This window comes from Pontibacter akesuensis (assembly GCF_001611675.1).
GTDB lineage: Bacteria > Bacteroidota > Bacteroidia > Cytophagales > Hymenobacteraceae > Pontibacter > Pontibacter akesuensis.
This window is the reverse complement of the sequence record NZ_CP014766.1, coordinates 2,940,782-2,953,284: the sequence shown is the minus strand read 5'-3', so window position 1 is coordinate 2,953,284 and position 12,503 is coordinate 2,940,782. Positions and strand designations below refer to the sequence as shown.

At 51.1% G+C, this 12,503-nt stretch carries 10 protein-coding genes; 5 read left to right on the top strand and 5 right to left on the bottom strand.

The window, feature by feature from the left end; all coding sequences use genetic code 11:
• Positions 1–41 precede the first annotated feature (41 nt).
• Positions 42–1,277 (top strand): MFS transporter, encoded by a 1,236-nt coding sequence (locus A0W33_RS12615; RefSeq protein WP_068838462.1) that lies wholly within the window; start codon positions 42–44, stop codon positions 1,275–1,277.
• A 113-nt stretch (positions 1,278–1,390) separates the two neighbouring features.
• Here the strand turns inward: A0W33_RS12615 and A0W33_RS12610 are convergent, their stop codons facing one another.
• On the bottom strand, positions 1,391–3,370 hold the full coding sequence (locus A0W33_RS12610; protein ID WP_082815223.1) for an adenylate/guanylate cyclase domain-containing protein: 1,980 nt from the start codon (positions 3,368–3,370) through the stop codon (positions 1,391–1,393).
• A gap of 441 nt (positions 3,371–3,811) precedes the next feature.
• Here A0W33_RS12610 and A0W33_RS12605 point away from each other — a divergent pair, with 441 nt between their 5' ends.
• Positions 3,812–4,999 (top strand): Pycsar system effector family protein, encoded by a 1,188-nt coding sequence (locus A0W33_RS12605; RefSeq protein WP_068838460.1) that lies wholly within the window; start codon positions 3,812–3,814, stop codon positions 4,997–4,999.
• A 616-nt stretch (positions 5,000–5,615) separates the two neighbouring features.
• On the opposite strand, the gene metG is transcribed toward A0W33_RS12605, so the two are convergent.
• Positions 5,616–7,655, bottom strand: coding sequence for a methionine--tRNA ligase (gene metG / locus A0W33_RS12600; RefSeq protein ID WP_068838459.1), 2,040 nt, complete (start codon positions 7,653–7,655; stop codon positions 5,616–5,618).
• Positions 7,656–7,841: 186 nt separating this feature from the next.
• On the opposite strand from metG, the gene A0W33_RS12595 reads away from it, so the two are divergent.
• Positions 7,842–8,078: a hypothetical protein gene (locus A0W33_RS12595; RefSeq protein ID WP_068838458.1), complete on the top strand. Its 237-nt coding sequence runs from the start codon at positions 7,842–7,844 to the stop codon at positions 8,076–8,078.
• 59 nt (positions 8,079–8,137) lie between these two features.
• Here A0W33_RS12595 and A0W33_RS12590 read toward each other — a convergent pair whose 3' ends face one another.
• The 3 genes from A0W33_RS12590 to msrB form a co-directional block, all read right to left on the bottom strand.
• Entirely contained in the window at positions 8,138–8,488 is a 351-nt protein-coding gene (locus tag A0W33_RS12590) for a hypothetical protein (RefSeq protein WP_068838457.1), read from the bottom strand.
• Positions 8,489–8,699: 211 nt separating this feature from the next.
• Positions 8,700–8,963: a hypothetical protein gene (locus A0W33_RS12585; RefSeq protein WP_229802176.1), complete on the bottom strand. Its 264-nt coding sequence runs from the start codon at positions 8,961–8,963 to the stop codon at positions 8,700–8,702.
• Positions 8,964–9,065: 102 nt separating this feature from the next.
• On the bottom strand, positions 9,066–9,614 hold the full coding sequence (gene msrB / locus A0W33_RS12580) for a peptide-methionine (R)-S-oxide reductase MsrB (RefSeq protein WP_229802174.1): 549 nt from the start codon (positions 9,612–9,614) through the stop codon (positions 9,066–9,068).
• Positions 9,615–9,826: 212 nt separating this feature from the next.
• Between msrB and typA the strand changes: the two genes are divergently transcribed.
• Entirely contained in the window at positions 9,827–11,629 is a 1,803-nt protein-coding gene (gene typA / locus A0W33_RS12575; protein ID WP_068838455.1) for a translational GTPase TypA, read from the top strand.
• 333 nt (positions 11,630–11,962) lie between these two features.
• A complete protein-coding gene (locus A0W33_RS12570) occupies positions 11,963–12,418 on the top strand; it encodes a hypothetical protein (protein ID WP_068838454.1) in 456 nt (151 codons plus the stop codon).
• Positions 12,419–12,503 lie beyond the last annotated feature (85 nt).

Below are 12,503 nucleotides of genomic sequence, written 5' to 3'. Positions count from 1 at the left end.
GGCCAAAAACTTACATTTGCCACAACGCACCTGCCACGGCTATGAAAAAAGTACTGCTGCTCTACCGCAACGCCTTTGGAGGCCTCTCCCGCCCTGCCTGGATGATGTCGCTGGTGATGCTGATAAACCGCAGCGGGGCCATGGTAACGCCGTTTCTGGGCGTGTACTTGACGGAGGTGCTGGGTTATACTTTACGCGATGCCGGGATCATCCTTAGCACCTATGGCCTTGGCTCCGTTTGCGGCTCTTTTCTGGGCGGCTGGCTGACCGATAAGGTGGGGCACTTCAAGGTGCAGTTCTTTAGCCTGACGATAGGCGGCAGTTTATACTTTGTGCTGCTGAGCCTGCGGAGTTTTGAGGCGCTGGCAGCCGGCGTGTTTATACTTAGCCTGGTGAATGACACGCTTCGCCCGGCCAACTCCTCCTCCATCGCCTCTTACGCCCGCCCCGAAAACGTGACGCGTGCCTTCTCCCTTAACCGCATGGCCATTAACCTGGGCTTCTCCATTGGCCCGGCGCTTGGTGGCTTGCTGGCCGCTGTTTCCTACCAATGGCTTTTTATTGCTGATGGCACTACCTGTATCATGGCGGGGCTGTTCTTCTTTTTCTACTTTCGCAACAAGCAGGGGCACCAGCAGCAAGAAACGACGGATGCCGCGCCGCCAGCCAACGCGCGATCTCCGTACCGCGACGGCTACTTTCTGTTGTTCGCTGTGTTTTGCTGCTTTTTTGCCGTGATGTTTTTTCAGCTTATTTCCACGTTGCCCCTATACTATCGCCAGGTATATGCACTGCCCGAAAGTAAGATCGGTGGTTTGCTGGCCCTGAACGGTTTGATCGTGTTTCTGCTGGAGATGATTGTGGTTTACCTGCTGGGCGAGCGCGCGCGGAAGTCGTTGCTGATTGTGGGCGGTACGCTGGTGCTGGGCCTCTCCTTTGTTCTGCTCAACCTGACACAGCACCTAAGCGTGCTGTACGCAGCCATGCTGCTGCTAAGCATAGCCGAAATTCTGGCCATGCCCTTTATGGCCACCATCACCGCAGAACGCTCCGGCCCTACTAATCGCGGCGCGTACATGGGTTTGTATACCATCTCGTATGCCGCTGCCCATGTAATTGCCCCTTACTTAGGCACCACCCTGGCCGCCAAGTATGGTTTTAACACGCTCTGGTGGTGCACTGGCGGCTTGTCGGCTGTTACGGCGGTAGGCATTTATTTCGTGGTGCAGCACATGGAGCGGGAGCGAATGCAAAAAGTTACCGTAGCGGCTGCTTAAAGTTGAAGTACAGGCTGGAAACTTGCCGCTGCATTAGAACAAGAAAACAGTGCCAACTGCCCGCGGAAGTATAAAGCAGCTTAACGCCTGTACTTTCAACTGGCATATGCCTACTACACTGTCAGTTTGTTCGGGGTGCTCATTTTGTCAAGCAGTTTTTGGTAGCGGGGGTCGTTGCGGACTGCGGGTGCCACCCAGCTTTCGTGCTTTAGCGAAAGCAGCAGCGGGTCGTGCTCCTCGTAGCCTTTCTCAAAGTAATAGAAGGCATCGTCCAGATCCTGGCTCAGCCAGCCGGCGGCCACCCCGATAACGGTACAGATGATAAACTCCCGCTTCGCCCTTTCCTTCAGGTCGTTGAGCAGCGCTTTTGCCTCGTCATACTTCTCCATTTTGCACAGCGTCATGATCAGCGCGCCCTGCACCAGGCTATGCTTGTTAGAGAACTTCATCAGCCGCTCCAATACCGTGTGTGCCTCCTCGAGCCTGCCCAGGAAAAGGTAGGAGTAGGCTAGGTACAGGTGGCACAGGAACGACCCTGAATCCAGTTCCAAGCCCGTTTCGCAGGCGGCCAAGGCTTCCTTATACTTGCCACCCGCGTGCAATATCTGGGCGTAAATCCCAAAGCAGATGGCGCTGAGCGGCTCCAGTTTGATGGCGATTCTACCGTGCTCTTCTGCCTTCGCGAAATCACCTTTCATCCAGGTCAGGTAGTTAAGGCCGTACCACACATGCGTCTGCGCATACCGCGGGTTAATCTCCAGCGATTTTCGGAAATACTTCTCCGCTTCCTTCTTGTTCCACTCATAGCAGTGGTATAGCCCCAGCGAGCAATAAGGCTCACACAGCGTCGGGTCAAGCTGCAGCGCCTTCTCAGCCGAGTTTTTTGCCTTTAGCATCACTTTCCTGGGGGGCAGCAAGCCGTAGAGGCCGGCCATCAGGTTCGCATCTGCGTAGCCGGTGTGCGCCAGGGCAAAGTTCGGGTCCAGCTCAATGGCCTTCTGAAAGTAGTCGATGCCGGTGAGGATGGAGGCACCGCGCCTGTTCACATAAAAGCGGCCTTTCAGGTACAGCTCGTACGCTTCTGTGTTTTGGGTGGTGTTCTTGCTGATTTTGCTGCGCCCCTTTTCCAACAGCGTCACCTTCATTTTCTCGGTAATGGCCAGCGCAATCTCATCCTGAATGGCAAAAATATCATCCATGCTTCTATCGTACCGCTGCGACCAGATGTGGAAGCCATCATCCACCTTTATCAGCTGCACCGTAATGCGCAGGCGGTTGCCCTGCTTGCGCACGCTGCCCTCCAGCACGGTGCTCACGCCCAGTTTCTCCCCTACCTCACGCAGGTCCACATTTTTCCTGTCAAACTTAAACGAAGAGGTGCGCCCAGCCACCTTCAGGTCCTTCAGGCTAGACAGGGAGTTGATGATTTCCTCTGCCACGCCGTCGCCGAAGTACTGCTGCTCCGGATCGTTGCTCATGTTGACAAGGGGCAGCACGGCTATACTTTTGGAAGGTACTTTTTTAGAAGTCCGTAACCCCTTCTTCTTTGGTTCCGCCGTTTTTCCGTGCAGTGTATTGGGCTCCGGCTTCACCAGCCCCTCATGGTCCAGCGCAAATACCTCCACCTTCCGCTCAATGTTCTTGAATTGGTAGGTTCCAACCGATCTTGTCTTAAATTCAGGATGATTCAGTATCTCATCGTTGATCTTATCAGAAATGAGCACGCTGCCAGCCACGCCAAGCGTCTCGATGCGGGAGGCCAGGTTAACGCCATCCCCGAACAGCTGGTCGTCGTCAAAGATCACATCGCCCATATGCAGGCCCATCCGCACAGGTACATGGGGCTCCTGCCGGAAAGCGAGCTGCATGGCTAGCGCGCACTCCACCGCCTCCACGGCACTCTGGAAAATACTGAGAGTGCCGTCGCCATAATACTGCACGATGCGCCCATTGTACCGCTCATGCTCTTGTTGCAGCACTTCGCGGTGCCGGTTCTTCAGAAATATAGCCTGCTGTTCACTGTACTGCATGGTAGCACTGTACCCCTCAATATCGGTGAACATGATGGCTGCAAGCTGTCGGTGATGACTCATGATATGAGCTTAAGACGAAATATTTAAATTAATTCAATAGCAATACGTTATCTTTTACATTTACGGTAACGGAAAAAAAACGAATAATCTGGTGTTATACATTGTTTTAGCAGGTTTTGAGCTTTGCCTGGTAATGCCTGGGCCGCAATTGGCAAGTTGCCCTGAATTTGAAAAACAGCTAGAAGGGCAATATTTTTTAGCTCCGATAGGGCGGCCCCCACACCTTCAATACCTCCGTTTACCCTATAATCCCCACAAGTACCTAAAAACCTGACACTTTCGCCTCCTTACAACCTGTTCAATACTATAAATATAGTAGGAATTTATTGTTTTATACATTATTTTCATGCATCAGTTCATTCTTTGGGGCATAAACCAATTCTTAATAATGACTGGAATGTTCAAGAGAGCGATCTTCGGAAAGTTTAAGCCTGGTTAGCCATGATGGAAGATGATATACTGCAAAGGGCGCACGTTTACGTAGAGCGCCAGTTACCTATGGACGGCGTTAGTGAGACTGCCGGATTTGATCTGGAGCACACGCGCACGCTGGTGGCCGTGGCTGAGGTAATCGGCCGGTTCTGCGATTTCAATGAGGACGACATGCGCATCCTGCTGCTGGCGGCCTGGCTCCACGACCTGTGCTACGGCGAGTCTGGAGAATTGCTGGACGACAGCAAGATTCTGCCCGTGACGGAGTTTTTAGAGAGCAGCGGCCTGTCAAAGCCTGAGATAACTAAAATAAAGCAGAGCATCGCTGCGACACAGTACCCGCAGCAACCAAAGGATGCGCTGGAGGAGGCGCTCTGTGACGCTGTATCAAGCTTTTTTGCTTCCGACGATTACCTGGAGCAGGCCGAGAAGAGAGCAAAGGATGTTGCGCCCACCAAAATAGGGCAGTTCGACTGGATTGACCGACAGCGGGCATTGCTGAAGAAGCACTACTACTTTACCAAATATGCCAAACGCGCTTTCTCGAACGGCAAGGAAGCCAACCTGAACCTACTGAAGCAAAAGCGAAAGGACCTGAAAAAGGACAACGTAGAACTGGAGGCGCTTTGGGAGGAGAACGTGGACCTGAAAAAGGACCTGAAGAAGGAGAAGGAGCAGAAGGTAAGCAAGGGCATCGAAACCATGTTCCGAACCACCATGGCAAGCCACCTGCAGCTAAGCGTTATCGCCGACAGCAAAGCCAACATGATGATCTCGGTAAACGCCATCATCGCCTCTATTATGATTTCCTCCTTTTTCAGTGAGTTTGAGGGCGTGCCGCACCTGATTGTGCCGTCTATCCTGCTGACGATTGTGTGCGTGGTAACTGTTATCTGCGCGCTGCTTTCCACGCGCCCTAATATCAAAAATACCACCCGCCCTGAGGACAAAATAGACTTCCTTTTCTTCGGAGACTTTGTGCAGCTGAACTCTGATACCTACCGTGAGGGCATCCGAAACATCATGCGCGACCACAACCTGCTTTACAACAGTATGGCCGACAATATTTACCTCCAGGGAAAGGTGTTATCAAGAAAGTACCGGCTGCTGAAGCTTTCCTACACGGTGTTTGCCGTGGGTTTTGCGCTCGTGCTGGCCAGCTACCTGGTTGCCTGGCTGTTTTTTGACAGGGGCTAAGGGTTTTTCCTGTAGGAGTTAACCCACCCCTGCCCCTCCGAGAAGGGAATTCACCTTCAATACTTACTCTGGCGAAAGTTTTCAAACTTGCGTCTTTTGATGATGCCGAGTTTGTAACTTCACTGGCTTGCAAAGCCATACTTGCATAGTGGTTATACTTGTCACACTTTCTGGCGTAAGCGTCGGCTTGTGCCTTAAACTGCTTCAGCCATACTTCCATAGCCACTGCTTACTGCAAATCTGACTAGGCTATCTTTCCTAGCCACTGTCCATCCTCCAGCTCCCAAACACCTCATGTTTCACTTTTAGCTTTGGAGCGCTCACGGCTGGGGTAGGGGCCCTATGTGAGCGGGGCCCTACCCCCACCCAAGGACTGGAATCAGTTCAATTCACAACTGCCATCGCCATGCAACAGCGGGAACTGTCCCCTTGAGGGGACTACAGGGGTGTAGGTGCATCTACGGACTATTCCTCTACTTGGAGAATTTACCTAAAACTGATAATTTATACTTCCTTAAACTCCTCCTTTATTAAAACCACGACACCAAAAAGCCTCACCCGCCTAAGTGGCGGGTGAGGCTTTTGAACACTTTAAACTAACAGGCAGCGCTTTTCCTTACGAAACCGTGCCGCCGTTCTTTACTTCTTTGCTTGGCTGCACGAAGGCTAATGAACCATCGGCGTTCTCGGCCATCAGGATCATGCCCTGGCTGGTGATGCCTTTGATATCGCGCGGGGCCAGGTTAACAAGTATGCTCACCTGCTGCCCAATGATTTCCTCCGGATTGAAGAACTCGGCAATACCGCTCACAACAGTGCGCTGATCGATCCCGGTATCAATCTTCAGCTTCAGCAGCTTCTTGGTTTTGGCAACTTTCTCGGCTTCAAGGATGGTGCCCACTCTTATATCCAGCTTGGTGAAATCATCAAACGTGATGTCGTCTTTAGCGGGTGCTACCACGGCATTGGCGGCCTCGTTTGCTTTCTTGGTATCCAGCAGCTTCTGCACCTGCGCATCCACGGCAGCATCCTCCACGCGCTCGAACAGCAGCGCTGGTGTGCCGATCACATGGCCGGCAGGCAGCAGTTCTGCAGCGCCGGCATCAGCCCACATGCCCGGGCTCATACTCAGCATGTCGCGCAGCTTACCTGCAGACTCCGGCAGGAACGGCTCCATAAGTATAGCCAGGCTTCCGGAAATCTGCAATGCAATGTTCATGATGGTTTTCACGCGCTCTGCATCTGTCTTAATCAGCTTCCAAGGCTCGGTATCGGCCAGATACTTGTTGCCTAAGCGGGCCAGGTTCATCAGCTCGCCCAGCGCATCGCGGAAGCGGTAGCGCTCCACATACGTACCGATCACCAGCGGCATGCCTTCCAGCACCCCCAGCACCTCTTTGTCGTAATCCATTAGCTCCCCGCGGGAGGGAACAGCGCCCTCATAATACTTTTGGGTAAGCACCACCGCCCGGTTGATGAAGTTACCAAGTATGGCCAGCAGCTCGTTGTTGTTGCGGGCCTGGTAATCTCTCCAGGTGAAGTCATTGTCTTTTGTTTCCGGCATGTTGGCAGCCAGGGAGTAGCGGAGCACGTCGGCTTTGCCCGGGAACTCCTGCAGGTACTCGTGCAGCCACACGGCCCAGTTGCGGGACGTGGAGATCTTGTCGCCTTCCAGGTTGAGGAACTCGTTGGCAGGCACGTTGTCCGGCAGAATATAGTCGCTGTGCGCCTTCAGCATACTTGGGAAAATGATGCAGTGGAACACGATGTTGTCTTTGCCAATGAAATGCACCAGCTTTGTTTCCTCGTCTTTCCAGTACTTCTCCCAATCGTCCGTCAGCGCTTTGGTGGCCGAGATGTACCCGATCGGGGCATCGAACCAAACGTAGAGCACCTTGCCCTCTGCGCCTTCAACAGGCACCGGAACGCCCCAGTCCAGGTCGCGGGTTACGGCGCGCGGCTGCAGGCCCTGGTCTATCCAGCTTTTGCACTGGCCGTACACGTTCGATTTCCAGTCGGCTTTGTGGCCTTCCACAATCCACTCGCGCAACCAGGGCTCATACTCGTTCAGGGGCAGGTACCAGTGCTTCGTTTCGCGCATAACCGGCACGGCGCCGCTCAGGGTGCTCTTTGGGTTGATCAGGTCTGTTGCGTTCAGGGAAGTGCCGCAGTTCTCACACTGGTCGCCGTAGGCATTCTCGTTGCCGCACTTCGGGCAGGTGCCCACAATGTAGCGATCGGCCAGGAACTGCTGTGCCTGCTCATCGAAGTACTGCTGCGTGGTCTGCTCGATGAACTTGCCCTCGCTGTACAGCTTCTTAAAGAAATCACCGGCTGTTTCGGCGTGTATTTTAGAGGATGTGCGGTCGTAGATATCAAACGAAACGTTGAAATCGGCGAACGACTGCTTGATCAGCTCATGGTACTTATCAACGGCCTGCTGCGGCGTAATGCCCTCTTTCTTGGCGCGTATGGTGATCGGCACCCCATGCTCATCGGAGCCGCAGATAAATTTTACATCGCGGTTTTGCAGGCGCAGGTAGCGCACGTATATATCGGCTGGCAAGTATACCCCCGCCAAGTGACCGATATGAACCGGGCCGTTGGCATAGGGTAGCGCTGCCGTAACAGTATAGCGTTTTGGTGTTGTCGTCATGTCTCGTCTTAAAAAAAACAAATATACAAATACCCCGCGGAAAGTGCCGCTAAGTGCCGCTAATCCCGTAAGAGGAAGTATAGCTGCATACTTACGTTTTGCGTAAGATGGTGCACAAACTTGGTAAAGCAGCCGTTTATACTTGTGCTGCTTTGCTCAACACCCGTTAACTAAACTATACTTCCTATGAAAAACAAAGATGGCGCAAGAACCACCAAGCGCGACGGTGACAGCCTTGGCAACCAGGACAGCAAGAAGAAAGTATCGGACAACCCTTCGCAGCGCGGAACGGGCCGTGAATCTGAAAACACACCTCCAGAAAACGAGGTGTACGTGAACCTGGAGCCGGATGAACTGCACCTGAGCGACGAGGAGAAAGCTATAAATGTGAGCAAGGGCAAAAAGAAGAAGGAGGATAAATAACTGCTTCTAATTTATACACGAAGGCCAGCGCTAAAGTATAGCGCTGGCCTTCGTGCTTTTTACTGCCTTGTAGGCAGGGGCTGAACAAACGGGTAAATTGGCCAATAGATGTTATGCCTGGTCGAGTCTATCGGAGCGTAAGGCAACTGCCGTGGGCGCAGGGCATTCGGTGTCATGGCTGGCTTGTTGCGGTCGAACTGCTCTATGTTTCGCTTACGGTTTATCTCGCTGGACTGCTCACCCATACGGTCGCGCAGGGTCTCGGTGTGGTTGGTATGGAGCGTTACCCGCTCGTTTACCCGTGCCGGCGGCGGCATATTTGCCTGCCCCTCCGACAGCGAAGTACAGGCACCCAGCAGTGCCAGCAGGGCCACCATCTCCGCCATCAAAATATATTTAAACTTCTTCATCTTATCAAATTTCTAACTTGTACATTGCCTTAGCTTTAAGGCTTATACTATAGTATACGGGTACAATTCAAAATGGCGGCGCGCTATACTTCCTGTTCCTCCCGAACCTTGTTCTAAGTAGCACAACATATTTAGTTGAGGAGGTGAGAAGCACAAAAAAAGAGACGCAGTAACCTGCGTCTCGCAAAATATCCGGTGCTAGCGTCAGGGCTTACTGGTTACCCCATACATGCTGGTGGCCCACCTGCGTGAGCATCAGTCCATCCGGGGCTGGGTTAACGTAGCCTTCTTTTGACAGGTGATGCTCCGCCTCCTTCTGCACGTCTTTGTAGTGCGGGTAGCGCTCCTGCAAGTAGGGATACAACTGCTGGTAATGTAGTGTGCTTCCCTCGCGGACCTCAAACTGTTTGAAAGCCTCTATAATGCATTGTGCGGTGTTTTCTATATTATCTGCTTCTGAATGTAGCTCTACCATGGTTTTATTCTTTTTGGTTTAAACATAACGTACGGCAGCCTGCTTTTAATAGTTAAAGCTGCTAACCAGATTACGCATGCTATTTCTGCTCCTTTGCCTTATTTATTTGGCCTTAAAGCTAAGCGCGGCAGAGTTCAGGCAATAGCGCAGGCCTGTCGGCTCCGGGCCATCCGGGAAAACATGCCCGATATGCGAGCCGCAACGGGCGCACTCTACTTCGGTACGCACCATGCCAAGGGCTACATCCTCCACTTCTTTCACTCTTTTTTCAGAGATGGGCGCGTAAAAGCTTGGCCAGCCGGTGCCCGACTCAAACTTAGTTTCGGATGTGAACATCGGGTTGCCACAGGCGGCACAGCCGTAGACACCTTTTCTTTCGTTGCTGTTATACTTGTTGTCGAAAGGACGCTCGGTGCCTTCCTCGCGCAGTACGTAATACTGTTCTTGCGTGAGTACCTGTCGCCACTCTTCCTCGGTCTTCACCACCGTGTCCTGCAACGTCTGGTCATTGAGTTCTAATACTGTTCCGTCGTCTAAAGGCTCATCTCCGGCCAGCGCAGTAGAGGTCGCGGCATCCGTGGCCGTTTCCTGCTGTGCGCAGCCCATCAGGCTCATTATACTTGCAAATGCTATCAAAAATAGTGTCTTCATACTTCTACCTACGGGTTAAAAAGCCTCTGGCCTTTGGGTTTATGCAAATTCTTGTCCCTATTGAACATTCTTTGCTCCCCCAATGTTTGCCCCTTAACTAGGCATAGGCTTGGTTTTTAATAAATTAATAGTACCCTAACCTGTTTATTTCGAGCGAACTAGTATAACTGTGAAGGCTTTTTAGTACTTTTGCGGCTCGAAAACTCAATTCAATGCAAAATATTCGGAATATTGCGATTATCGCACACGTTGACCACGGCAAGACAACCCTCGTGGACAAGATCATTCATGCTTCTAAGCTGTTCGCAGATCACCAGCACTTTGATGACCTCATTTTGGACAACAACGACCTGGAGCGCGAGCGTGGCATCACGATCGTTTCTAAAAACGTGTCGGTACGTTACAAAGACGTTAAAATCAACATCATCGACACCCCTGGTCACGCCGACTTTGGCGGTGAGGTAGAGCGCGTACTTAAAATGGCCGACGGCGTACTGCTGCTCGTGGATGCCTTTGAAGGTGCCATGCCACAGACACGCTTCGTACTGGGCAAAGCCATCCAACTTGGCCTGAAGCCGATTGTTGTTGTAAATAAAGTAGATAAAGAAAACTGCCGCCCAGACGAGGTGCACGAGCAGGTGTTCGATTTGATGTTCAACCTGGACGCCACCGAAGAGCAGCTTGACTTCGTGACCCTGTACGGTTCTTCGAAGCACGGCTGGATGAGCACCGACTGGAAGCAGCCAACGGATAATATCACGCCCCTGCTGGATGCCATCATCGACGTGATTCCTGCTGCCCCGTTCCGTGAAGGCACGCCGCAGATGCAGATCACTTCGCTTGACTACTCTTCTTTCGTGGGCCGTATCGCGATTGGTCGCGTTCACCGTGGAACATTGAAGGAAGGCATGCCGATCAGCTTGTGCAAAGCCGATGGCAGCACCAAGAAAGGCAAGATCGGAGAAATCCAGGTGTTTGAAGGACTTGGCAGAAAGAGCGTTTCTGAAGTATCAGCCGGTGAGATTTGCGCCGTAACGGGTATTGAAGGATTCGATATCGGTGACACCATCGCTGATGCCGAAAACCCGGAGCCACTGGCCCGTATCTCTATCGATGAGCCAACCATGAACATGCTGTTCACGATCAACAACTCTCCTTTCTTCGGTAAAGAGGGTAAGTTCGTGACATCACGCCACCTGCGTGACCGTCTGTTCAAAGAGACTGAGAAAAACCTGGCACTGCGCGTACAGGAAACTGATCGTGAAGATACCTTCCTGGTATTCGGTCGTGGTATCCTGCACTTGTCTGTACTGATTGAGACAATGCGCCGCGAAGGATATGAGTTACAGGTGGGTCAGCCACAGGTAATTTTCAAAGAAATTGATGGTGTTCGTTGCGAGCCAATCGAGCACATGGTAGTAGACGTTCCTGAGGAAACTGCCGGTAAGGTAATTGAACTGGTAACGCAGCGTAAAGGTGAACTGACCATCATGGAGCCTAAGGGCGACCTGCAGCACCTGGAGTTCAACATTCCGGCGCGTGGTTTGATTGGTCTGCGTAACAACGTGTTGACAGCAACAGCTGGTGAGGCGATCATGAACCACCGCTTCAGCCGTTATGAGCCGTTTAAGGGCAACATCCCAGGCCGTAACAACGGTTCTATCATCTCTATGGAGACGGGCCCAGGCACTGCTTATTCTATCGATAAGCTGCAGGACCGTGGTTTCTTCTTCGTTGATCCGGGTGTGGAAGTATACATGGGTCAGGTAATTGGTGAGCACAGCCGCCAGAACGACATCACGGTAAACATTCAGAAAGGCAAGAAGCTGACGAACATGCGTGCTTCCGGTTCTGACAACAACGTGAAGATCGCGCCGGCTAAGAACTTCTCGCTGGAAGAAGCCATGGAATACATCCAGAAAGACGAATTGCTGGAAGTAACGCCGAAAAGCATCCGCATGCGCAAGATTTACCTCGACGAAAACGAGCGTAACCGCATGTCGCGTGCTGACTAAGTATAAACAGCGCTAAGCTATACTTACAGAAACGCCTGCCGCAGCAATGTGGCAGGCGTTTTTTTGTGTGCTACAGATAATGGTGATATTTAGATCTCAAAGATCAGGGCTATAGCTTTATATTCTATAATGCTGCTTTCTATAAGACTTATTTCATTTTTTTCTTAGCGTGTTGAATAGTCACTATATTAGCCATAGGTTAGCTTAAGAGTATAGTAGTAGTTAGAACCAAAGCAAACTCCATACATAGTGTATAGCAGGAGTAGTACTCCTGCTATACTGTAGTTAGCAGTAAATAAACCATTACAAAAAATTTGCTATAGGATATTCTATATGAACATCAGAGGCATTGCTAAAACAGCATCAATTTACTTTGATATCAAGTACGCTATATTACTTGTGGTACTGTTCTTTTGCATTACTATAAGTGCTAATGGACAACATTATAAACTTCTGAACTTATCCGAAAAACAGGTAAGAGATGAAGTAAGAAACTATCATTCTGTTATCAGAGACTCCTCTGAACATGAATTTGCAACTACTCTGATTTTTAAGGACAAAAACAATGAAGTACAACTTCGGCTTAACTTCTTTGGAGGCAAAAGCTATCAAGTAGAATGCTTTTCGGCTAAGGAGTCCTTTGATTCAGCTATAAAAACTGCAGATAAGCTGTACGATAAGATTGGGGATAATTATTGGAGGGACAAGGACAAAAAATTTGAAGTCCGAATATTTAGTATCCAAGACAAAGTAATCACTTCATACAACAGAGGTGTCTCCAGATACTGATAATGGACATCTGTAAACGGAAAGACATCTAGCTACAACAAGGCACATAAGTCATACTTTGGCTACGCCTCGTTCGCCTTTTATA

Bases quoted from the DNA above. Each gene is read 5' to 3' on its own strand.
- A0W33_RS12615 (WP_068838462.1), top strand. From the start codon at position 42: ATGAAAAAAGTACTGCTGCTCTACCGCAACGCCTTTGGAGGCCTCTCC.
- A0W33_RS12610 (WP_082815223.1), bottom strand. From the start codon at position 3,370: ATGAGTCATCACCGACAGCTTGCAGCCATCATGTTCACCGATATTGAG.
- A0W33_RS12605 (WP_068838460.1), top strand. From the start codon at position 3,812: ATGATGGAAGATGATATACTGCAAAGGGCGCACGTTTACGTAGAGCGC.
- metG (WP_068838459.1), bottom strand. From the start codon at position 7,655: ATGACGACAACACCAAAACGCTATACTGTTACGGCAGCGCTACCCTAT.
- A0W33_RS12595 (WP_068838458.1), top strand. From the start codon at position 7,842: ATGAAAAACAAAGATGGCGCAAGAACCACCAAGCGCGACGGTGACAGC.
- A0W33_RS12590 (WP_068838457.1), bottom strand. From the start codon at position 8,488: ATGAAGAAGTTTAAATATATTTTGATGGCGGAGATGGTGGCCCTGCTG.
- A0W33_RS12585 (WP_229802176.1), bottom strand. From the start codon at position 8,963: ATGGTAGAGCTACATTCAGAAGCAGATAATATAGAAAACACCGCACAA.
- msrB (WP_229802174.1), bottom strand. From the start codon at position 9,614: ATGAAGACACTATTTTTGATAGCATTTGCAAGTATAATGAGCCTGATG.
- typA (WP_068838455.1), top strand. From the start codon at position 9,827: ATGCAAAATATTCGGAATATTGCGATTATCGCACACGTTGACCACGGC.
- A0W33_RS12570 (WP_068838454.1), top strand. From the start codon at position 11,963: ATGAACATCAGAGGCATTGCTAAAACAGCATCAATTTACTTTGATATC.